At 71.8% G+C, this 22504-nt stretch carries 16 protein-coding genes and 1 pseudogene; 11 read left to right on the top strand and 6 right to left on the bottom strand.

The window, feature by feature from the left end; genetic code table 11:
• Positions 1-97 precede the first annotated feature (97 nt).
• The 4 genes from AB0E05_RS20540 to AB0E05_RS20555 all read left to right on the top strand — a co-directional run bounded on the left by AB0E05_RS20540 (position 98) and on the right by AB0E05_RS20555 (position 6524).
• Complete coding sequence (locus AB0E05_RS20540) at positions 98-3217, top strand: alpha-N-acetylglucosaminidase (RefSeq protein ID WP_361965400.1); 3120 nt, start codon at positions 98-100, stop codon at positions 3215-3217.
• A gap of 494 nt (positions 3218-3711) precedes the next feature.
• The gene (locus AB0E05_RS20545; RefSeq protein WP_361965402.1) at positions 3712-4596 is read left to right on the top strand and encodes a metal-dependent hydrolase; all 885 of its coding nucleotides are present in this window, start codon (positions 3712-3714) and stop codon (positions 4594-4596) included.
• Positions 4597-4599: 3 nt separating this feature from the next.
• On the top strand, positions 4600-5721 hold the full coding sequence (locus AB0E05_RS20550; protein ID WP_361965404.1) for a PDR/VanB family oxidoreductase: 1122 nt from the start codon (positions 4600-4602) through the stop codon (positions 5719-5721).
• A 59-nt stretch (positions 5722-5780) separates the two neighbouring features.
• On the top strand, positions 5781-6524 hold the full coding sequence (locus tag AB0E05_RS20555; protein ID WP_361965406.1) for a TetR/AcrR family transcriptional regulator: 744 nt from the start codon (positions 5781-5783) through the stop codon (positions 6522-6524).
• 40 nt (positions 6525-6564) lie between these two features.
• Here the strand turns inward: AB0E05_RS20555 and pulA are convergent, their stop codons facing one another.
• Positions 6565-9264, bottom strand: a complete 2700-nt coding sequence (gene pulA / locus AB0E05_RS20560; RefSeq protein WP_361965408.1) for a pullulanase-type alpha-1,6-glucosidase — start codon at positions 9262-9264, stop codon at positions 6565-6567.
• A 56-nt stretch (positions 9265-9320) separates the two neighbouring features.
• Positions 9321-10703: pseudogene (locus tag AB0E05_RS20565) on the bottom strand (alpha-amylase family protein); the annotation flags it as partial.
• A gap of 286 nt (positions 10704-10989) precedes the next feature.
• On the opposite strand from AB0E05_RS20565, the gene AB0E05_RS20570 reads away from it, so the two are divergent.
• The 7 genes from AB0E05_RS20570 (at position 10990) to AB0E05_RS20600 (ending at position 18957) form a co-directional block, all read left to right on the top strand.
• A complete protein-coding gene (locus tag AB0E05_RS20570) occupies positions 10990-12294 on the top strand; it encodes an extracellular solute-binding protein (RefSeq protein WP_361965410.1) in 1305 nt (434 codons plus the stop codon).
• A 49-nt stretch (positions 12295-12343) separates the two neighbouring features.
• Entirely contained in the window at positions 12344-13285 is a 942-nt protein-coding gene (locus AB0E05_RS20575) for a sugar ABC transporter permease (RefSeq protein ID WP_361965412.1), read from the top strand.
• Positions 13286-13347: 62 nt separating this feature from the next.
• Positions 13348-14190, top strand: a complete 843-nt coding sequence (locus tag AB0E05_RS20580; RefSeq protein WP_361965488.1) for a carbohydrate ABC transporter permease — start codon at positions 13348-13350, stop codon at positions 14188-14190.
• Between the two features lie 225 nt (positions 14191-14415).
• Positions 14416-16026: a glycoside hydrolase family 13 protein gene (locus AB0E05_RS20585; RefSeq protein WP_361965414.1), complete on the top strand. Its 1611-nt coding sequence runs from the start codon at positions 14416-14418 to the stop codon at positions 16024-16026.
• A gap of 1 nt (position 16027) precedes the next feature.
• A complete protein-coding gene (locus AB0E05_RS20590) occupies positions 16028-17128 on the top strand; it encodes a LacI family DNA-binding transcriptional regulator (protein WP_361965416.1) in 1101 nt (366 codons plus the stop codon).
• A 120-nt stretch (positions 17129-17248) separates the two neighbouring features.
• The gene (locus AB0E05_RS20595; RefSeq protein ID WP_361965418.1) at positions 17249-18154 is read left to right on the top strand and encodes a phosphatase PAP2 family protein; all 906 of its coding nucleotides are present in this window, start codon (positions 17249-17251) and stop codon (positions 18152-18154) included.
• Positions 18155-18375: 221 nt separating this feature from the next.
• On the top strand, positions 18376-18957 hold the full coding sequence (locus AB0E05_RS20600; protein ID WP_361965421.1) for a dihydrofolate reductase family protein: 582 nt from the start codon (positions 18376-18378) through the stop codon (positions 18955-18957).
• 49 nt (positions 18958-19006) lie between these two features.
• Here AB0E05_RS20600 and AB0E05_RS20605 read toward each other — a convergent pair whose 3' ends face one another.
• The 4 genes from AB0E05_RS20605 to AB0E05_RS20620 all read right to left on the bottom strand — a co-directional run bounded on the left by AB0E05_RS20605 (position 19007) and on the right by AB0E05_RS20620 (position 22341).
• The gene (locus AB0E05_RS20605; RefSeq protein ID WP_361965423.1) at positions 19007-19474 is read right to left on the bottom strand and encodes a MarR family transcriptional regulator; all 468 of its coding nucleotides are present in this window, start codon (positions 19472-19474) and stop codon (positions 19007-19009) included.
• Positions 19475-19777: 303 nt separating this feature from the next.
• The gene (locus tag AB0E05_RS20610; protein WP_361965425.1) at positions 19778-20032 is read right to left on the bottom strand and encodes a hypothetical protein; all 255 of its coding nucleotides are present in this window, start codon (positions 20030-20032) and stop codon (positions 19778-19780) included.
• Positions 20033-20183: 151 nt separating this feature from the next.
• A complete protein-coding gene (locus tag AB0E05_RS20615) occupies positions 20184-20603 on the bottom strand; it encodes an SRPBCC family protein (RefSeq protein WP_361965490.1) in 420 nt (139 codons plus the stop codon).
• A 151-nt stretch (positions 20604-20754) separates the two neighbouring features.
• Positions 20755-22341 (bottom strand): MFS transporter, encoded by a 1587-nt coding sequence (locus tag AB0E05_RS20620; RefSeq protein WP_361965427.1) that lies wholly within the window; start codon positions 22339-22341, stop codon positions 20755-20757.
• Positions 22342-22504: the final 163 nt, after the last annotated feature.

A 22504-nucleotide genomic window follows, 5' to 3' on the forward strand; every position in this document is an offset into this window, starting at 1 on the left:
GCGGGGAGCCGTTGCCAGGGGCCGAACGCCCGGTAACCTGCGCCACGCACGCATCTGTTGTGACGTGGATTACATCGTTTCGCGCAGAGGAGCGCCGATGTTCGAGCCGTCGAGACGTACGGTCCTGGGCACCGCGGGAGCGATCGGAGCGAGTGCGGCCCTCGGGGGCCGCGCAGCCGCCGCCGATCACCTCACCCCCTCCGGACAGGCCCCACCACCGACCACCGTCACCACCACCGCCCGCGCCGCCGGGCTGACCGCGGCCCGTGCCGCCCTGCGCCGGCTGCTGCCGGGCCACGCGGACCAGTTCCACCTGAAGGCGAACGAGGGCCCGGAGCGGTTCTCCGTGACCGGCTCCAAGGGCCGCATCGAGGTCGCCGCCCCCTCCGCCGCCGTCGCGCTCACCGGGGTCCACTGGTACCTGAAGTACGTGTGCCGGGCGCACGTCTCCTGGTCGGGCAGCCGGCTCGACCTGCCGGACGAGCTGCCGGCACCGCGCGCCGCGCTGGAGCGGTCGGCGACGGTGCCGCACCGTTTCGCGTACAACGACACGCACGACGGCTACACCGCCCCCTACGCGGACTGGGCGCGCTGGGAGCGGCTGATCGACGTGCTCGCCCTGCACGGCTGCAACGAAGTGCTGGTGACCCCGGGCCAAGAGGTCGTGTACCACCGGCTCCTGAAGGACTTCGGCTACTCCGACCTGGAGGCCCGCACCTGGCTGCCGGCGCCCTCGCACCAGGCGTGGTGGCTGCTCCAGAACATGAGCGAGTACGGCGGGCCGGTCTCGCCCGAACTGCTGGCGCGCCGCGCCGAGCTGGGCCTGAAGATCGCGGATCGGCTGCGCGAGCTGGGGATGCGGCCCGTGTTCCCCGGCTACTTCGGCACCGTGCCCAACGGCTTCACGGAGCGCAATCCGGGGTCGCGGGTCATCGCGCAGGGACTGTGGAACGGGCTGCGCAGGCCGGACTGGCTGGACCCTCGCACCTCCGTCTTCCCCGAGGTGGCCGCCGCCTTCTACCGGCACCAGGAGGAGCTGTTCGGGGCGGCCGACCTGTTCAAGATGGACCTGCTGCACGAGGGCGGCAGCGCCGGTGACGTGCCGGTGCCGGACGCGGCGCGCGCCGTGGAGAAGGCGCTGCGCACCGCCCGCCCGGAGGCGACGTGGGTGATCCTCGGCTGGCAGTCCAACCCGCGGCCGGCGCTGCTGGACGCCATCGACACCCGTCGGGTGCTGATCGTCGACGGCCTGTCCGACCTGGACACCACCGTCGACCGCGAGAAGGAGTGGGGCGGCGCGCCGTACGCCTTCGGCACCATCCCCAACTTCGGCGGGCGCACCACGATGGGGGCGAACACCGACCGCTGGACGGAGCGGTTCACGCTCTGGCGGGACCGTTCGGGCAGCGCGCTCGTCGGCACGGCGTACATGCCGGAGGCCGCGGAGCGCGACCCGGTCGCGCTGGAGCTGTTCAGCGAACTGGCGTGGCGCGAGGAGAAGATCGACCGGGCGGCGTGGTTCGCGGAGTACGCCCACGTCCGCTACGGCGAGCAGGACGCGGCGGCGCGCACCGCCTTCGCCGCGCTCGCCGCCACCGCGTACAAGCTGACCAGCACGGACGGTCGGCCGTACGACTCGCACTTCCTGCGCAGGCCCAGCCTGACGTCGTCCATCGGCACCGCGTTCGACCCGGCCGGCTTCGACCGGGCCTTCGCCGCGCTGCTGGAGGTGGACGGGGAACTACGGGACAGCGACACCTACCGTCACGACGTCACGGACCTGGCGCGCCAGGCGCTGGCGAACCGTTCGCGCACCTTGCAGTTCGCCCTGCGGTCGGCGTACGCCAGCAAGGACGTGGAGGCGTTCAAGGGCGTGGCCGCGGTCTGGTTGAAGCTGATGCGGCTCGCGGACACGATGGCCGGCTGTCACCGGGCGTTCCTGCTCGGGCCGTGGCTGGAGGACGCCAAGCGGCTGGCGACCAGCCCGGCGGAGGCGGTGGAGCTGGAGCGGACCGCGCGGGCGCTGGTCACGACCTGGGCGGACCGGCCGGCCGCGAACGCCCTGTCCAACTACGCCAACCGCGACTGGCACGGCCTGATCGCCGACGTGCACGTCCCGCAGTGGGAGGCGTACCTGACGGAGCTGACGGCGGCACTGGAGCAGGGGCGGGCGCCCAAGTCCTTCGACTGGTACCCCTCGGAGGAGGCGTGGACGAAGGAGCGCCGCGCGTATCCGACCCGGCCCACGGGCGACGCCCACCGCACGGCGCTGCGGGTGCGCGACGCGCTGGCGACCGCCGCGTACCAGGGCACGACAGCGGTGACGGTGGACCCGCCGGTCTTCCGGCCCGGCAGCCGGGGCGAGCTGACGGCGACCTTCCGCAACCTCAGCGGGCTACGGGCCACGGGCCGGGTGGACTTCACCCTCGCCGCGGCCGACCTGGCCCCCGAGCCGCCGGCCGACCGCTCCTTGATGGGCGTGGCCGCGGGCGGCAGCGGCGCGGTCCGCTGGCGGGTGACCGCGCCCGGTGACGCCCTCACGGAGCCGCTGCGGGCGCTGCCGTACCGGCTCACCGTGCGGTACGGGCCGACCGGCGGGGACGCCGTGCCCGTCACCCAGGTCGGCGAGCTGCACGTCGCCGCCCCGCTGGCGGCCGAGTGGCTCACGTACACCAACAACGCGGCGGTCTTCGGGCAGCTCGGGGACCGGCTGGCGATCAACGGCGCGGGCAACGACCTGTGGCGGGGCACCGCGCACTTCGGCACGGCGTACCGGAAGGGGCTGTTCGCCCCGGGCACCGCGGTCACGGTCCGGGTCGACTCCCAGGACAGCACCAGCAGCTGGGCGCGGGCCGGAATCGTCGTCCGGGACGACCTGGCGCGCGCCGGCACCACCGGTTTCGTCAACCTGGCGGTGACGCCGGGCCAGGGCGTCGTGCTGTCGTACGACTCCAACGGCGACGGCACCCTCGACGTGTACCGCCGCATCACGGGCGTCCGCGCGCCGGTCCTGCTGCGGTTGACCCGGGGCACGGGCACCGGGTTCACCGGCGAGCTGTCCACGGACGGCGGCGCGACGTGGCGCACGATCGCCACGGTCTCGTCACCGGGCGCGGCGGGCGTCCAGGACGTCGGCGTCTTCATGACCGCGGCGAACGGAGGGAGCGGGGCGCGGGGCACGGTCGGCTTCAGCGCGTGGAGCGTGACGCGCGCGTGACCCGCCGGTCTCCGGTGCGGATGAAGCAACCTCCGCACCGGAGCCCCTGCGGTTGCCCTGGCGGGCGCGGTGCCGCCGTGGCAGGTGTGCGGTATCGGCGACTGCACCCCGGTGGTGGGCTTGTCGCGCAGTTCCTCCCCCTGTGCCCTTGCGGGCACGGGGGCACCCCCACCTGCGCCCGGAGGGCGTGATGGTACCCCCAGCGCCCCTGATTCGCTGCCCCCGTCACTTGTCTGCGGGCTGGGGGGAGGGGTTTCAGGGGCGCGGGGAACTGCGCGAACAACCCACCCCGGGCCGCGGATACCCATGCACTTGCGGGGAAACGGCGCCCATGTCAGGTGGCACCGGAGGCGGAACTCCGCAGACGAGCGCCGCCGGGCCGCCCCATCACGCCGGGCCCGCTGGGGCGACGGTCACTCGCGCAGAAGCCTCCCGCGGAGGAAAGCACGCGCACGCATCTGGTCGCGTGCTTTACCCGTCAGTACATTGACGGCATGTCTAACACGCAGCCCGCCCCGGTCGCGTCGGAGCGCATCGAACTCAAGGCCCGCAAGGTCTCGTTCGACTGGGTGGACTCCCCTCTCCACTGGGTCCCCGGCGACCCCTTCACCACCCACACCATCAACGTGCTCCACCTGCTGCTCCCGGCCGGGGAGCGATGGTTCATCCACGTCTACAAGCAGGTGCTGCCGCTGATCGAGGACGACCGGCTGCGCGCGGACGTCATCGGCTTCATCGGGCAGGAGGCCGTCCACTCGCAGGCCCATGACGACGTCCTGCCGCACCTCAAGTCGCTCGGTCTTGACCCCACCCCGTACACCGCCCAGGTGGACTGGCTGTTCGAGAAGCTGCTGGGCGACCGGACGCTGCCGCCGGGGCGGGCGCGCCGCTGGTGGCTGCTGGAGCGCGTCGCGCTGATCGCCGCGATCGAGCACTACACCGCCTTCCTCGGCAACTGGGTCCTGAACGCCGAGGAGCTGGACCGGCGCGGCGCCGACCCGATGATGCTCGACCTGTTGCGCTGGCACGGCGCGGAGGAGGTCGAGCACCGGGCGGTCGCCTTCGACCTGTTCACCCACGTCGACGGCGACTACCGGCGCCGGGTGCGCACCTGGGCGACCGCGTTCTCCACCCTGGTCTTCCTCTGGCAGCGCGGCGTGCGGTTCTTCATGGCGAACGATCCGCTGCTCACCGACGGCAGGGCGTCCTTCGGGCAGTTCCACCGGGCGGGCCGGGCCGGGGTGCTGCCGGCCACCGGCGACATGCTGCGTTCCGTCCCCCGCTACCTCAGCCGCGCCTACCACCCCTCCCAGGAGGGCAGCACGGCCCAGGCGGTGGCCTATCTGGCGACCTCCCCCGGTGCGAACGGGGGCCGCTGAGCGATGGCGCCCCGCCCCCTGCGCCTGGCCCTCGCCGCCGGTGCGGCCGGTGTCGCCGTCCTCGCCAAGCGGGCGGCGCGCCGCCGCATCGGGCGTTCCCCGCTGTGGCCGATGCCCGCGCTGGCGGATCCCGTCTCCGGGCAGGGCCGGGTGCGCGGCATGGCCCCGGTCGCCGGCCGGGGAGCGACCGCCGCGCGCCGACTGACCCTCGCGGTCACCGAGCGGACCGAGCCGGCGGAGGGCGTCGTCCGACTGCGGCTCCAGGCGGCGGACGGGGCGCCGCTGCCGCCCTGGCAGCCGGGCGCCCACCTCGACGTGGTGCTGCCCTCCGGGCTCGTACGGCAGTACTCGCTGTGCGGCGACCCGGCCGAGACCGGGGCGTACACGGTGGCGACCCGCCGGGTCGAGGACGGTCGGGGCGGCTCCCGCGAGGTGCACGAACGGCTGCGCGTGGGCGTGCGGATCGAGGTCCGCGGGCCGCGCAACCGCTTCCCGCTGGTGGAGTCGCGCGCGTACCTCTTCGTCGTGGGCGGCATCGGGATCACGCCCGTCCTGCCGATGCTGCGGACGCTCGCCGCGGCCGGCGCCGACTGGCGGCTGCTGTACTGCGGCCGGTCGCGCGCCTCGATGCCGTTCCTCGACGAGGTCGAGAAGCTGGGCGCGGACGGCGGGCGCGTCACCGTCGTCGCCGGGGACGTCGACGGCCGGCCGGCGCTGGACTTCATGACGTCCGTGAGCGCCGAGACCGCGGTCTACTGTTGCGGACCGAACGGGCTGATGGACGCGGTCGCCCGACTGCTGCCCGAGGGCCGGGCGCTGCATCTGGAGCGGTTCGCCGCGAACGCCGGCGCGACGGCGCCGGGCACCGCCTTCGACGTCGAACTGCGCCGCTCGGGCCGGACGGTGCGCGTCGGGGCCGACCAGTCCGTGCTGGCCGCGGTGCGCGCCGCGCTGCCGGACGTGGCGTACTCCTGCCAGCAGGGTTTCTGCGGGACCTGCCAACAGACCGTGCTGGCCGGCGAGGTGGACCACCGCGACGACCTGCTCACCGACGCCGAGCGGGACGACTCGATGCTGATCTGCGTCTCGCGCTGCCGCGGCCGGCGCCTCGCGCTCGACCTGTGACGACCCGGTGTGGGACCTGTAGAACATGTGAACGGGGGACAGTCGGTACGCTGGTGGACATGACGACCGGGGTACGCCGCAGGATGGGCGTCGACGAGCGCAGGCAGCAGCTGATCGGCGTGGCGCTGGACCTTTTCAGCGCCCGCTCCCCCGACGAGGTGTCGATCGACGAGATAGCGTCGGCCGCCGGCATCTCCCGACCGCTGGTGTACCACTACTTCCCCGGCAAGCAGAGCCTGTACGAGGCGGCGCTGCGCCGGGCCGCGGACGACCTGGCCGCCCGGTTCGTCGAACCGCAGGAGGGGCCGCTGGGCACCCGGCTGCTGCGGGTGATGCGCCGCTTCTTCGACTTCGTCGACGAGCACGGGCCCGGCTTCTTCGCGTTGATGCGCGGCGGCCCCGCCGTCGGCTCCTCGCGGACGACCGCGATGATCGACGAGGTGCGGCAGGCGGCGTACGACCAGATCCTGGCGCACCTGCGGGTCGCGGAACCCCCGGTGCGCCTCGCGCTCGTGGTCCGCTCCTGGGTCTCCCTCGCCGAGACGACGGCGCTGCTGTGGCTGGACGGGCGGCGGATTCCGCGCGCCGAGTTGGAGTTGACGTTGGTGCACGACTTCGCGGCGCTGTGCGCGGTGAGCGCGGCGTACGACGCCGAGACGGCGGCCGTGATCGCCGGCGTCCTCAAGGACGAGCCGGTGGACGGCCCGTTCGCCGATCTGCTGGGCCGGCTGATGGCCCTGGTGCCGGCCGACCCGGCGGCTGACCGGCAGGGCGCGACGGGCCAGGTGCCGGCGCCGCGCTGAGCCGTGGCCCGGGCCCTTGAGGGACCCGGACCACGGGTGTTCAGCTGCTGGTGAAGACCGCCACCGTGCGCGCCGGGACGGTGAAGGAGCCCGCCCCCCGCCCGTACGACGAGGTGGCCGTCGTACGGTCGGAGCCCTGCGCCTGGACGGGGTGCAGCCGGTACTCGGCGCCCGCGAGGGACGGCACCTGCTGCGTCTGCCGCTCGGGCGTCGCGTTGAAGACGACGACGAGGTCACCCGCCTTCATCGTGATCACTCCGGGCGTCTCGGCCGGCCCGGACAGCGGGAAGGAGACCGACTCCTGCACCTGCTCGGCGGTGGCCCGGCTGAACGCCGGCTCGGCGGTGCGGATCGCGAGCAGGTCGCGGTAGGCGGCGGACGCGGCCCCGATCTGCGGACAGCCCGCCGTGATCCCGGGCGTGGCCAACAGCGGCCGGGCGCGGTCCCACTTGCCCCGGTTGTCGGCGGCCGGCGGCAGTCCGCGGCCGAAGCCGTTGCCCTCCCGGCAGTCCCACCGGATGGCGTTGTACCAGTCGCCGCTGTCGTACGAGTTGCGGTCCAGCGACTTGGAGCGCAGCAGGTCGGTGCCCGCCTGGGAGAGCGTCGGGCCCTGCGACAGCAGCGACGCGGCCAGCGCCACCACCTGCATCCGGGCCCGGTCGTCCGCGGACGTGGTGCGCGGCAGCTTGAAGGCGAGGGCGTCGTACAGCGTCTCGTTGTCGTGGGCGTCGGAGTAGGCGACGGCGTCGCCGGGCACCGCCGCGTACCCGGCCGGGGCGCCGTTGTAGTCCACCTCCCGGCCGCGCACGGTGCGTCCGCGGGTGTCGGTGAAGGCGTACGAGGCCAGGTTGCCCGTCAGCCCGACCTTGATCAGGTCCTGGTGGTGCAGCAGCCGGGCGCGCTGCTGCGCGGGGGTGCCGTTGTCGGCGGCCGGGTTGGGGTCGGTGAACAGCCCGGAGGCGAAGCCCTGGACTCCGGGGTCGTCGTCGAAGGGGCCGCCGCCGCGGATCGCGTCCCGCGCCCGGTCGGAGAAGGTGGCGATCCCGGTGCCGGCCATGTGCTTCTGGGTGGCCTGGACGAAGCGGGCGTCGTCGGCGACCTCGCCGAAGTTCCAGCCCTCCCCGTACAGCAGGACCTTCTTCCCGTCGACGCCGTCGCGGGCCGGGGTCAGCGCGTCCAGGGCCTTGCGGACGGCGAGCACGTTGGCCTTGGGGTGGTGGCCCATCAGGTCGAAGCGGAAGCCGTCGACCTTGTACTCCTTCGCCCAGGTGACGACGGAGTCCACCACCAGCTTGCCCATCATCGCGTGCTCCGGCGCGGTGTTGGCGCAGCAGGTGGAGGTGGCCACGCTGCCGTCGGCGAGCAGCCGCTGGTAGTAGCCGGGCACGATCTGGTCGAGGACGGACTTGTCGTCCTGGCCGCTGGCGACGGTGTGGTTGTAGACCACGTCCAGCACGGTGCGCAGCCCGTTGGCGCTCAGGGCGGCGACCATCTCGCGGAACTCGACGGTGCGGCGGGTGCCGTTCGGGTCGGTGGCGTACGAGCCCTCCGGCACGGTGAAGTGCAGCGGGTCGTACCCCCAGTTGTACGCGTCCTTGGCTGCCGTCTTCGCGATGCACGCCTGCTGTTCGGCGGAGTCGGGCGGGTACGCGGTGAGGTCGCAGGGCGGTTGCTGCTGGTCCTGCCGGCGCTCGGAGATCGTGCCGATGTCGAAGACGGGCAGCAGGTGGACGTAGGAGGTGCCGCTGGCGGCCAGCGCCTTCAGGTGCCGGGTGCCGGCCGAGTCGCGGTCGGCGAAGGCACGGTAGGTGCCGGGGTGGTCGGCGGTGGGGTCCGCCACGGAGAAGTCCCGGACGTGCAGCTCCTGGATCTGGGCGTTGCGCAGCGGCACCGCGGGCGGCTTGCGCAGCGTGCCCCAGCCGACGGGCGCCAGCTCGGGGTCCTTGAGGTCGACGACCAGGCTGCGGCGGGAGTCGGCGGTCAGGGCGGTGGAGTACGGGTCGGTGACCTCGTTGACCACGGTCCGCTGGACGCCGGGGGCGAAGACCGTGACGCGGTAGCGGTACGGCTTGCCGGCCCAGGAGCGCGGACCGGTCGCCGACCAGACGCCGGAGGCGTGGTCGCGGCGCATCGGCACGGCCCGGCCGTCGAGGTCGAGGGAGACGGTGGTGGCGGTGGGCGCCCACACGGAGAGGGTGACGCCCCGCCGGGTGAAGACCGGTCCGAGGGCGGCCTCGGTGGCCTTCGCCGCGTACAGGTCGTCGAGGACGCCCGCGGTCTGCACCCCGGTCGCGGCCAGCAGCGCCCCGGAGGCGTCGCGTTGGGTGGCGACCAGGTGGCCGCGCAGGGCCGCGGGGGCCCGGCGGGCGTCACGGGCGTCGACGGCGAACGCCGGCAGGTCCTTGAGGTGCGGGTACTTCGTCTTCTGGGCGTCGGTGAGGGCGGTGGGCTCCAGCCGCAGGCGGCGGCCGTCGTCGCCGCGGTCGCCGCCCGCTGGGGAGACCGGCCGCCCGGTCGCGTACACCAACTGTTCGCTGGTCGCGCCCGTCGCCGCGACCTTCCACACGACGGTGGTGCGGTCGATCCACTGGGCTTCGGCCCTGCGGAGGTCGAGCGCGGGGGCGCCCGCCGGGGCGGGGCTCGGGGTGTCGGCGAGCGCCGGCGCACCGGGCAGCAGCCCGACCGTGAGCGCGGCGACGAGGGCGACGACGCCGCGTCGTGTCCGTCCGTTGCGGACCACGTGTCACTTCTCCTTGGCTGGTGCGGGGTGTCTTCGGGGGCGGGCGTCGCTCAGGTGCAGGTGCGGGCGCCGGTGTGCAGGGCGAGCGCGGTGGACGGCGCCAGGGTGGCGGTGAACTGCCCGGACCCGTTCACGTTCACCGGCCGCTTCGTCTGCACGTCGCAGTACGTGCCGGGCGCAAGGGACGTCTGGAAGGTCCTGGTCAGGGGCGTGCCCTGGTGGTTGATGGCGACGTACGCCTTGCTGCCGCGGCCGAAGGCGATCCGGTCGCCGCCGTCGTCCCACCAGTGGGTCACCGGCTCGCCGCGGGCGGTGTTGCGCAGGGCCACCATGGAGGCGATCTCGGGCCACGCGTGCTGGCACTTCCACCCGTCGCTCCAGCAGGCCCGTACCGCGCCGTCGTTCGGCGGTCCGGCGTCGCGGTCGGTGAACTCGTAGCCGGAGTGCACGTCGGGTGCGCCGTAGGGCCAGGCGAGCATGAAGACGGAGGCGAGGGTGTAGGCGGCGCCGTCCTTGTACGAGAGGGTGTCGCCGCCGCGTTCGGTGTCGTGGTTGTCGACGAAGACGGCCGCCTTGCCGGACTCCAGGTAGCCCCAGCCCTCGCCGTAGTTCTTCAGGTACGCCAGGTTCTCCTGCTGGAACACCCGCTTCAGGTCCCGGGCGTAGCGGAACTCCTGGACGTCGCCGTTGCCGAGGTACTCGGCGGGCCGGACGGCCTCGCCGTCGCCGTGGATGGTCTCCTGCTTCCAGTAGGCGTCCGGTTTGGTGAGCCGGGACTTGATGTTCGCGAGGTCGGCGGCGGGCACGTGCTTGGCGGCGTCGATGCGGAACCCTTCGACGCCGAGGGAGAGCAGGTCGTTGAGGTAGCCGGCGATGCGCCCGCGGACGTACTCCTCGCCGGTGTCGAGGTCGGCGAGGCCGACCAGCTCGCACGACTGGACGTGCCAGCGGTCGCGGTAGTTGCTGATGGGGTGGCGGCAGTCGTCGAAGTCGAAGCCGGAGTAGATGCCGGGGTAGTCGTACTTGGTGTAGCGGGAGCCGCCGGTGCCGGTGCCGTCGCCCGCCGCCATGTGGTTGACGACGGCGTCCACGACGACCTTCACGCCGGCGGTGCGGCAGGTGTTGACCATGGCGGCGAAGGCGGCGCGGTCACCGAGCCGACCGGCGATCTCGTAGCTGACGGGCTGGTACGAGGTCCACCACTGCGCGCCCCTGATGTGCTCCTGGGGCGGCGAGACCTGGACGAAGCCGTAGCCCGCGGGGCCGAGTTGCTCGGTGCAGGCGCGGGCGACGGCGTCGAAGCGCCACTCGAAGAGGACGGCGGTGACGTCCTTGGGGCCGGGCGGTGCCGCCTGCGCGGCGGGGGCGGAGGACGCGAGGGCGAACGAAGCCGCTGCGGCGAGGGCGAGCAGGGCGGACAGGGGTCTGCTGCGGGGCATGTCTCCTCCTGGAAGTCTTCGCAACTTTTATGCAAGAACTTGTCGCTTCTTGCAACAACTCCACCGCCCCGCCTGGCAGCAGACCGTAGAAGACGCCCTGAAGGACGGTCAACCCCCGTGCCACGACCACGAAATCTGTAGGACACGGGGAGGTTACGACCTGGACATCGGATCCCTTTTCTTTCTGCAAGGTCTTTCGCAAACTCTTGCAGGACTGTTAGCTTCACGCCGCAGCAGCCAGGCCCGTTGAGGACTGGCAGGTCCTGACCTCAATGAGGAGTTCACGATGCGCAAGGGCATGACGGCCACCGCGATAGCGGGCGTACTGGCGCTGACCCTGACCGCGTGCGGCGGCAGCGACGGCGGCGGTTCCGGCGACAGCAGCGGCAAGAAGGCGGCCGAGGACCCCCAGGGCGTCTCCGGCTCGATCACCTGGTGGGACACGTCGAACGAGGCCGAGGGGCCGACGTACGACAAGCTCGTGGCCCAGTTCCAGAAGGAGTACCCGAAGATCAAGGTGAACCGCACCTCGGTCTCCTTCGACCAGGCCGAGCAGAAGTTCAAGACCGCGGCCCAGAACGGCAAGGGCGCGCCCGACGTGATCCGCACCGACGTCGGCTGGTCGGCCGGCTTCGCGAACCTCGGCTACCTCCAGCCGCTGGACGGCACGCCCGCGCTCGACGGCGTCGACGACTTCCTGCCCGGGCCGCTGTCCACGGCCAAGTGGCAGGGCCAGACCGTGGGCGTCCCCCAGGTCACCGACACCCTGGCGCTCCTGTACAACAAGGAGGTCTTCGCCAAGGCCGGGATCAGCAAGCCCCCGGCCACCTGGGACGAGTTCATCGCCACCGCGAAGACCGTCAAGGACAAGACCGGGGTCACCGGCACCCAGCTGAACCCCGAGGGCTACTTCTCCCTGCCGTTCCTGTACGGCGAGGGCGCGGACATGCTCGACGTGGACGCCAAGAAGATCACCGTCAACAGCCCCGAGGCCGTCAAGGGCATGGAGACCGCGCTCAAGCTGGCGCAGCCCGACGTGGCGCTCAAGCCCGCCAGCACGGACGGGTACGTCGCCGCCCAGACGTCCTTCAAGGACGGCAAGGTCGCCATGGTGATCAACGGGCCGTGGTCGGTCTCCGACGACTACAGCGGCAAGGCGTTCAAGAACAAGGACAACCTCGGCATCGCCAACGTCCCCGCCGGCCCCTCGGGCAAGGCCGCGGCGCCCATCGGCGGCCACAACTACTCCGTCTACCGGGGCTCGAAGAACAAGGACGCGGCGTACCTGTTCGTGAAGTTCATGGCGTCGGCCAAGAGCCAGGAACTGACCGCCAAGGAGATCAACACGCTCCCGACGCGGAAGTCCGCGTACACCGCGGAGGTCACCGCGGACCCGGCGAAGAAGGCGTTCCAGCAGGCGCTCTCCATCGCCCGGTCCCGCCCGGTGATCCCCGGCGTCGGTGACCTGTTCGTCGCCTTCGACCAGCACTACGTGAAGGTGCTGCGCGGCGACGCCTCTCCCAAGGAAGGGCTGGACGCGCTCGCCAAGGAGTGGAACACCAAGCTCCTGAAGGACTACAAGACGAACTAGGGCGCTGCTCGGATACCTCGCCGCCGCACCCAGGGACGTACGGAGAAAGATGAGCACCCTCATAGTCAGGACCAGACGGTCCTTCACCACCCACTGGTACGCGTGGGCCATGGTCCTGCCGGTGGTGATCGTCCTCGGCGTGCTCATCGGCTATCCGCTGGGCCGCGGGATCTACCTGTCGTTCACCGACGCCAACGAGGCCAACATCGGCCGCACCATCGGCGACTTCGAGGTGCCGTCCTCGTACTCCTTCGTCGGCCTCGACAACTACTGGAACATCCTCTCCGGCCAGGAGGGGTCCTTCTACCCGCGGCTGACGTGGACCGTGCTGTGGACGCTGAGCTGCGTGCTGCTGCACTACGGGATCGGGCTCGGGCTCGCCCTGCTGCTCAACCGGCGCATGCGCGGCCGGTCGGCGTACCGGGTGCTGCTGGTGCTGCCGTGGGCGGTGCCCGCGTTCGTCGCCGCGTTCGCGTGGAAGCTGATGTACAACACCGACAACGGGGTGTTCAACGCCCTGCTCGGCAAGGTGGGCGTCGCCCCCGTCGACTGGCTCGGCGACCCCTTCGTACAGAAGCTCTCCGTCATCGCGGTGAACACCTGGCTCGGGGTGCCGTTCATGATGGTCGCCATCCTCGGCGGGCTCCAGTCGATCCCGCGGGAGCTGCACGAGGCCGCCGAGATGGACGGCGCATCGCCCTGGCAGCGGTTCGTGCACGTGACGCTGCCCGGCCTCAAGCCCGTCAGCACCACCGTGGTCCTGCTGGGCACCATCTGGACCTTCAACATGTTCCCGATCATCTACCTGGTCATCGGGCAGGCGGGCGGTACGGAGAGCGAGATCCTGGTGACCTACGCGTACCGCCTCGCCTTCCAGGGCGTGCGGGACTACGCCGGGTCGGCGGCGTACGGCATCGTGATCCTCTCGCTGCTCCTGGTGTTCTCCGTGTTCTACCGCGGCATGCTCAACCGTCAGGAGGCCGCCAAGTGAGTGCCGTCGAGAAGTCCCCGCCCGTACGGGTCGAGCCGAAGGCGGTCGAGGCCGCCGCGCCGGTGCGGCGGGTGCGCGGGCGCGACGAGCGCTCGCGCGGCGCGTCCGTCGCCCTGCACGCCACCCTGGTCACCGCCAGCGTCATCGCGCTCTTCCCCGTCGTCTTCATCGTGCTCGTCTCGATCCGCGGCGAGAACGGCTGGACGCACCCGATGGAGCTGGAGGGCTTCACCCTCGCCAACTACCGGCACCTGCTGGGCGGGACGGAGTTCGCGACCTGGTTCCTGAACTCGGTGCTGATCGCCGGCGGGACGATGCTGGTGGGCGTGTTGATCGCGGCCAGCGCCGGCTACGCGGTCTCCCGGCTGCGCTTCCCCGGGCACCGGTCGCTGATGTGGACCTTCCTGGTGTGCCAGATGTTCCCGGTGGCCGTGCTGATCGTGCCGCTGTACAACATCCTCGGCGAGCTGAGGCTGCTCGACAGCTACGGCGGTCTGATCGTCACGTACTGCTCGGTGTCCGTGCCGTTCTGCGCGTGGATGCTCAAGGGGTACTTCGACACCATCCCGACCGAGATCGACGAGGCGGGGCGGATGGACGGGCTCACCCCCTTCGGCACCTTCTGGCGGCTGATCGTGCCGCTGGCCCGGCCGGGGCTCGCGGTGACGGCCTTCTACACCTTCCTGACCGCGTGGAGCGAGGTGGCGTTCGCGACGTCCTTCCTGAGCAGCGAGGGCAAGTACACGCTGGCCGTGGGCCTCCAGACGTTCGTCGGTCCGCACCGCGCCGAGTGGGGTCTGATGACCGCGTCCTCGGTGCTGATCATGCTCCCGGCCGGGCTGTTGTTCTTCTTCGCGCAGCGGCACCTGGTGGCCGGGCTGACCGCCGGCGGCACCAAGGGCTGAGGCGCCGGCGGACCGCTGGTGGGACTGCTGGCGGGACTGCTGGCGTATCCACGCCAGAACGGCGAACGGCGCGTTGAGCACCGGCCGACGGGGCAGAACATCCCTGTCCATGACGGCGCAGACGTGCCCACACCACCGCAGAAGCCAGCAGACAAGAGCAGACGACCGCAGACATCAGCACATACCCGCACGACACTGTTTGTGACGACTTTCAAGGGAAAGTACATGACCCAGGAGCTCGCTCCCACCCTCCGTGACCAGTCCGCCGCGCCCTCGGCGGGCTGGTGGCGGGACGCCGTCATCTACCAGGTGTACGTGCGCTCGTTCGCCGACAGCGACGGCGACGGCATCGGCGATCTGCGCGGCGTGCGCGAGCGCCTGCCGCACCTCGCGGACCTCGGCGTGGACGCCGTCTGGCTCACCCCCTTCTACGCCTCCCCCCAGGCCGACGGCGGCTACGACGTCGCGGACTACCGCTCCGTCGACCCGCTGTTCGGCGAGTTGTCGGACGCCGACGACCTGGTCCGCGAGGCGCACCGGCTCGGACTGCGCGTGATCGTCGACATCGTGCCCAACCACACCTCCGACCAGCACGTCTGGTTCCGCGCGGCCGTCGAGGGCGGCCCGGACGCCCCCGAGCGCGCGCTGTACCACTTCCGTCCCGGCCGCGGCCCCGACGGCGACCTCCCGCCAAACGACTGGGAGTCGGTCTTCGGCGGCCCGGCCTGGACCCGCACCGACGCCGGCGACTGGTATCTGCACCTGTTCGCCCCCGAGCAGCCCGACCTCAACTGGGAACACCCCGCGGTGCGCGAGGAGTTCGAGTCGATCCTGCGCTTCTGGCTGGACCTGGGCGTGGACGGCTTCCGCATCGACGTGGCGCACGGCATGGTGAAGGCGGAGGGCCTGCCGGACATCGGGCTGCGCGAGCAGGCCAAGATGATCGGCGCACAGGTGCTGCCCTTCTTCGACCAGGACGGGGTGCACGAGATCCACCGCTCCTGGCGGCTGCTGCTGGACGGGTACGAGGGGCAGCGCATCGGCGTCGCCGAGGCGTGGGCGCCGACCTCCGAGCGCCTCGCGCTCTACGTGCGCCCGGACGAACTGCACCAGGCGTTCAACTTCCAGTTCCTCACCTGCGCGTGGGAAGCCGCCGCGATGCGGCAGGTGATCGACTCCTCCCTGGCGGCGACCGCCTCCGTCGGCGCGCCCACCACCTGGGTCCTCTCCAACCACGACGTGGTCCGCCACACCACGCGGTACGGCGGCGATGCGCAGGGGCTGCGGCGCGCCCGCGCGGCGGCGCTGCTGACGCTGGCGCTGCCCGGGTCCGCGTATCTGTACCAGGGCGAGGAGCTGGGGCTGCCGGAGGTCTCGGACCTGCCGGACGGGGTGCGTCAGGACCCGGCCTTCTTCCGGGGCGACGGTCAGGACGGGCTGCGGGACGGCTGTCGGGTGCCCATCCCCTGGTCGGGCACGGCCGCGCCGTACGGCTTCGGGCCCGGCGCGAGCTGGCTGCCGCAGCCCGCGGCGTGGGCCGGCCTCTCCGTCGAGGCACAGACGGGCGACCCGCGGTCGACGCTGGAGCTGTACCGCTCCGCGCTGGCGCTGCGCAAGGAGCTGCCGGGCCTCGGGGACGGCGCCCTGGAGTGGCTGCCGGCGCCCGAAGGGGTGCTGGTCTTCTCCCGACCGGGCGTGGTCTGCACGTTGAACACCCTCGCGGAGGAGGTCGAGCTGCCGGTCCCGGGGCGGCCGGTGCTCTCCTCGGGGGCGTTGGAGTTCGGCGGCGGCGCGGTGCGCCTGCCGGGCGAGACATGCGTGTGGTGGGCAGTCTGAGATGCGCCCGGTACAGTCCCATCCCGTGACCGCACCCGCACGACTGGCCGACATAGCTGCCCAGGCGGGGGTCAGCGAAGCGACGGTGAGCCGCGTCCTCAACGGAAAGCCCGGAGTCGCCGCGACCACCCGCCAGTCCGTCCTCGCCGCACTCGACGTCCTCGGCTACGAGCGCCCGGTGCGGCTGCGTCAGCGCAGCGCCGGGCTCGTCGGCCTGATCACCCCGGAGTTGGAGAATCCGATATTCCCCGCCCTGGCCCAGGTCATCGGCCAAGCGCTGACCCGCCAGGGCTACACCCCGGTGCTGGCGACCCAGACACCGGGCGGTTCGACCGAGGACGAACTCACGGAGATGCTGGTGGACCGGGGGGTCTCGGGCATCATCTTCGTCTCCGGGCTGCACGCCGACACCACCGCCGACATGGGGCGGTACGAGCAGCTGCGCGCCCAAGGGGTCCCCTTCGTCCTCGTCGACGGGTACTCCCCCAAGGTGCAGGCCCCCTTCATCTCACCGGACGACCGGGCGGCGATGCGACTGGCGGTGACCCATCTCGTCTCGCTGGGGCACACCAGGATCGGGCTGGCGCTCGGGCCACAGCGGTTCGTCCCGGTGATCCGGAAGATCGAGGGGTTCATCGAGGTCGTCCAGGAGCAGCTCGGGCTGGCCACCGAGACGATCACCACCGAGCTGGTGCAGCACTCGCTCTACACCCTGGAGGGCGGTCAGGCCGCGGCGTCGGCGCTGATGGACCGGGGGTGCACGGCCGTGGTGTGCGCCAGCGACATGATGGCGCTGGGGGCGATCCGGGCGGCCCGGCAGCGGGGGCTCGAAGTGCCGGACGACGTCTCCGTCGTCGGCTTCGACGACTCCCCACTGATCGCCTTCACGGATCCGCCGCTGACGACCGTCCGCAAACCGGTGCCGGCGATGGGGCAGGCCGCGGTGCGCACGTTGCTGGAGGAGATCCAGGGAAACCTTCCGCCTGCCCCTCGTGGTTCCGTTTCGGCTGCGTACAGTGAGTTCGTCTTCATGCCCGAGCTGGTCGTACGGGGTTCCACCGCATCGGCCGCCTCGGCGCCCGATTCCGGTGGGCGCCTCTGACCAGGGCGCCCTCACCCCCGGTCACCTCCTCCGTCTCGTCCCTGAGGGGGAGCGCGTGCGCCCGGAACGGGACCGGGGGATGATCGGTGCGTGGGTGCGCATCTGGCAGACTTTCGTCCCATGGGTGAAACAACCGTGAAGACACTGGAAGGCCGGCCGGCCACCCCGTCACCCATGGCGGACGAGGCCGTCGGATCGCCGCGTTCGCGGTTCGCGCGGTTCAAGGACCTGCGGTCTCCGCGCCGCCCCAGAATCTGGTTCGAAGTGCTGCTGATCGCGGTGAGTTACTGGACGTACTCGCTGATCCGCAACGCCGTGCCGGAGCAGAAGTCCCAGGCGCTGCGGAACGCGGACTGGATCTGGGACCTGGAGAAGTCCCTGGGGCTCGCCTTCGAGCACTCGGTCAACCACGCGGTGAACTCGGTCACCTGGCTGATCGTGGCCATGAACTACTACTACGCCACGCTGCACTTCGTCGTCACGATCGGCGTGCTCGTGTGGCTGTACCGCTGGCATCCGGGGCGGTACGCGGCGGCGCGGCTGGCGCTGTTCGTCACCACCGGTGTCGCCCTCGTCGGCTACTACCTGTATCCGCTCGCTCCTCCTCGGTTGATGACGGGGCAGGGCTTCATCGACACGGTCCTGGTCCACGAGACCTGGGGCTCGATGGCGTCGGGCGACTTGAAGAACATGTCGAACCAGTACGCGGCCATGCCGTCGATGCACATCGGCTGGTCGCTGTGGTGCGGCGTGATCATCTTCGCGTTGGCGTCCGTGCCGTGGGTCAAGGTGCTCGGGCTGCTCTATCCGGCGGCCACGCTGGTGGTCATCGTGGCCACGGCCAACCACTTCTGGCTGGACGCGGTGGGCGGGGCGCTCTGCCTGGGCTTCGGCTTCCTGGTCTCGTACGGGTGGTACCGCTCGCTGCCGCACCAACTGCCCCGGGTGCCGGTGCTCCAGCCCGAGCGACGGCGGCCGAGCCCCACGAGTTCGTCCCCCACGAGCTCGTCGCTGCTGGCGAAGTAGCCCGTACACAGCTCGCCGAGAGGCGCGGAGGGAGAGCCCTCCGCGCCTCTTCGTGCGTCCGGAGCCACCCGTCCGACGAGGCACTGGCGGGGCGCTGACGAGACGCCGCGGAATACGCCTTGCGTAACCACTACACATGGAGCACTATGTACGTAGTGGTTGGGGGCCGGAACAACGGCACCCGACCGCATCACCTCACTCCCCCTGGAAGGCGACACCACTTGCGCAAGCTCACCTACTTCATCGCCTGCTCGATCGACGGCTTCATCGGTGACCCGTCGGGAGATGCGAACGCGATGATGAAGTTCGTGGACGACGAGTTCCGCGACTACCTCATGACGGAGTACCCGGAGACGATCTCCGTCGAGGGTCGACGCATCCTCGGCCTGGACGGCCCGAGCCGACGCTTCGACACCGTCATCCAGGGCCGGTCCAGCTATCAGCTCGCCCTCGACATCAGCATCACCAGCCCCTACGGGCACATGCGGGAGTACGTCGCTTCCCGCACCCTCACCGAGTCCCCCGACCCCAACGTCGAGATGATCTCCGACGACCTGCTCGGCCGCGTCCGCGAGCTGAAGGCGGAGGACGGCGAGCTCGACATCTGGCTGTGCGGCGGCTCCCAGATCGCCGGGGAGCTGCTGGACGAGATCGACGAGCTGATCATCAAGACGTATCCGATGACCTACGGCTCCGGGATGCCGATGTTCGGCTCGGACGCCCGCGTCACCGAGTTCTCGCTCGACTCCGTCCGCGCCTTCGGCAACGGAACGCTGGTGCGCACCTACAGCCGGGTGCGCTGACAGCGCGCGGACGAGCGCTCGGGCGCGTCCGCGCGACGGCGCCCACCCCCTACGGCAGCAGTTCCTTGACCGCCCCGGCCGCCCTGCGGCACATCGCGGCGAAGGCCGCCTGCTCCTCCGCGGTCAACACCCCCGTCACCGCCCGGGCGTTCTCCCGACGCCCCCTGGCGGCACGGGAGAGGAAGAGATGACCCTCATGCGTCAGGGAGGTCGTCTGCTCGCGACGGTCGTCGCCGAGCGCCGCCTGTTCGACCAGGCCGAGGTCCTTGAGCACCCGCAGCGACTTGGAGACCGTCGGCCGGGAGACCCCCAGCGACTCGCTGAGCAGCGAGGGGGTCATCGCGCCCTGGATGCGCAGCAGTTCCAGCACGTCGTACTGCTGCCAGTTGATCGACTCGGGGCTGGCCGCGGCGCGCCGGGCCACCAGGACGCACTGGAGGAGGGAGAGCGCGTCCTCCAACTCCGCGACGTCGGGCGCCCTTCCGCCCGGGGCCGCCCCCGATCCGTCCGCCGCCATCACGTCACCGTCCTCGACCGTGGCCGCCCATCGCCCGTCGCCGTCAACGACACGGGCGCGGACACCGCACGCCACCTTTTCCCTCCGGAAAGCACCCTACCGCAGGCCGCCCCGCCCGGATCCACCCGGGCGGGGCGGCCTGCGGTCGTCATCGCCCGGCTTGACATCGCTCTCCCGAGCCGATGCAAGTAGTTTCCACAAGGGAATCATTTGCGGGAATCATCTACACGGGAAAGGGAAGCGGATCGTCGGGAAGGCGGTCATGGGCCGGTACACGGGCCGCTTCATGATGCCGATGCTCGGCTACGGCCTCGCGGCGGTCGCGCTCGTGCTCGCGGCGTTCGCGCTGGTCGCCGAGGACCGGGCGGTGACCCTGGCGGCGGTCGCGGTGCTCGGCCTGATCGGGCTGCCGCTGAGCCCCGCGATGAGCGCACGGGTCGTCCAGGTGTCCAACACGGGCCCGTTGGTGAACACGGCGAGCGCGTCCGCGGTCAACGTGGGCGTGATGCTGGGCCCGTGGGCCGGCGGGCTCGCCATCGACGCGGGGCTGGGGCTCACTTCGCCGCTGTGGATCGGGTCCGCCATGGCGGCGGCCGGGCTGCTGGGAGTACTGCCCGCGGTCCTCGCGGCGCGCGGCGCGCGGACGCCGAGAAGCCCCCGACGACCACCGGGTCGTGGGGGGGGCTCCCCTGCGCGGCGACACCCGCGCTCACCTGCCGCGCGCCGCCGCGACCGCGCCGAGCCTGCGCATCGCGGCGGGCACCGGTCCGGTGACCTCGCCGCCCAGCGGGTCCCCCGCGGACGGGCCCTCCAACTCCACCCGGTGCACGATGCGCGTGCCGCCGTCGGCCCGGTCGGTGAGGCGGTGGACGAAGCGGATGACCGTGCCGTCCTCCAGGGCGGTCTCGGTGCTCAGCCCCCGGCGCTCCGTCGCCTCGGTGACGGCGAAGGCGAGCGGCGGCAGCCCGTACAGGTGCATCGTCCCGGTCACCCCGGCGCCGAACGGCCCGTCGAGCTGCAACTCCCGTATCTCCTCGTCCCATTCGGGCCAGACGGCCGGGTCGGCACAAGACCCCCACACCGCCTCGGGTGACGCCGTGGTGACGATGGTGTGTTCGTACGTCCACATGGATTCCACGATCCCCTTCCTTCGCACCCGTTCGATCCCGTGCGCGCAGCCCGAGCGCATCCGCACCTCGCTCGACCGGCCCGATGGAAACTCACGACAGATGATTTCTCTATAGAAACTGCATGAGGTGGAGGATCTTTTCAGGAAGGATTCAGCGGGCGATCGCGTCGGGCTGGAGCTCGGACTCGGAGTCGGAGTTGGTGGCCTCCGGGCGCTGGGCCCCGACGTTCCGCAGCGCGGTCACCGTGGCCACGCCGGTGACGGCCGCCAGCACCGCGCAGGCCACCGCCACCGCGGTCAGCCCGCCGGTGTACGCCTCACGCGCCGCGGCGAGCACCTGGTCGCCGAGGTCCGCCGGGAGCGTGCCCGCCACGGCCAACGCGCCCTCGACGCTGCCGCGTACGGCCTCCGCGTCCTCCCCCGTCACCCCGTCGGGCACCTCGACGCCGCCCCGGTACAGCGCGGCACCGAGGCTGCCGAAGGCCGCGAGGCCGAAGGAGACGCCGAACTCGCCGCTGGTCTCCGACAGGGACGCGGCCGAGCCGCCCTTCTCCGGCGGGGCGGAGCTGACGACCAGGTTGGTGCCGAGCGCGCCGATCGGCCCCGTACCGAAGAAGCTGACGACGAAGCCGGTGATCAGCAGCGGCAGTCCACCCACCGGGTCGACGAAGGCGAGCACCAGGTAGCCCACGGCGGCGAGGCCGAGGCCGGCGCCGACGACCACGCCCATCGGCAGGTGGCGCACCAGCGTGGGCGCGAGGGTCGCGGCGACGACGGACATCAGCGCGGACGGCACCATCCACAGCCCCGCCTCGAACGGCGACAGCCCGGCGACCATCTGCATGTAGCCGGTGACGAAGAAGTACACCCCGCTCATCGTGGCCATCGAGAGCAGCAGGATCAGCAGCCACGAGGTGAACGCGGCGTGCCGGAACAGCGCGAGGTCCAACAGCGGGTGCGCGAGCCGGCGCTGGCGCAGGACGAAGAGGACTCCGAAGACGAGCCCGAGCGCCACGGCGACCGCGGCCTGCGGCTCCCAGCCGCTGCGGGCGGTCTCCTTCAGTCCGTAGATCACCGGCAGGATCGCGGCGAGGGAGAGCGCGACGCTCAGGGCGTCGATCCGGCCGGCGCCCTCGTCCCGGTACTCGGGCAGCACCAGCGGCGCGGCGATGAGGAGGACCACCATCACGGGCACCCCGAGGACGAAGACCGAGCCCCACCAGAAGTACTCCAGCAGCACCCCGCCGACGACGGGGCCGAGCGCGGTGCCGCCCATGAAGCAGCTCGCCCACACCGCGATGGCCCGGCCGCGCTGGTGCGGGTCCCGGAACATGTTTCCGATCAGGGCGAGCGTGGACGGCATCAGGGTGGCCGCGGCGACGCCGAGCAGGGCCCGGGTGACGATCAGCATCTCCGCGCTGGTGGAGAACGCGGCCAGCAGCGACGCGGCGCCGACGGCGGTGGCGCCGATCATCAGCAGCCGACGGCGCCCGATCCGGTCGCCGAGGGTGCCCATGGTGACCAGGAAGCCCGCCATCATGAACCCGTACACGTCCATGATCCACAGGGTCTGGGTGCCGGTGGGGGCGAGGGATTCCGCGAGGTGCGGCAGCGCCAGGAAGAGCACGCTCTGGTCGAGCGAGAGCAGCAGGGTGGGCAGCGCGAGGACGGCGAGCCCGGCCCATTCCCGGGCGCCGGCCTTCTGCGGGGCCGCGCCCGGGGATGCGGTGGACGACATGGAGTTCCTTTCCGTGGCGCGCGGATGCGCCGGGCTGGTGCGGGTGCGGGCGGACGGGGAGAGGAGGGCGGAGCTGTCCGAAGAGGGGCGTACGGGCCCGGCGACCGCCGCGGCTCCACGGTGCGCGGCGGCGCTCTCGGTCCGCTCTCGGTCACCTCTCGCC

The sequence above is a fragment of the Streptomyces sp. NPDC048057 genome (assembly GCF_040653095.1).
In the GTDB taxonomy this organism is placed as follows: Bacteria; Actinomycetota; Actinomycetes; order Streptomycetales; family Streptomycetaceae; genus Streptomyces.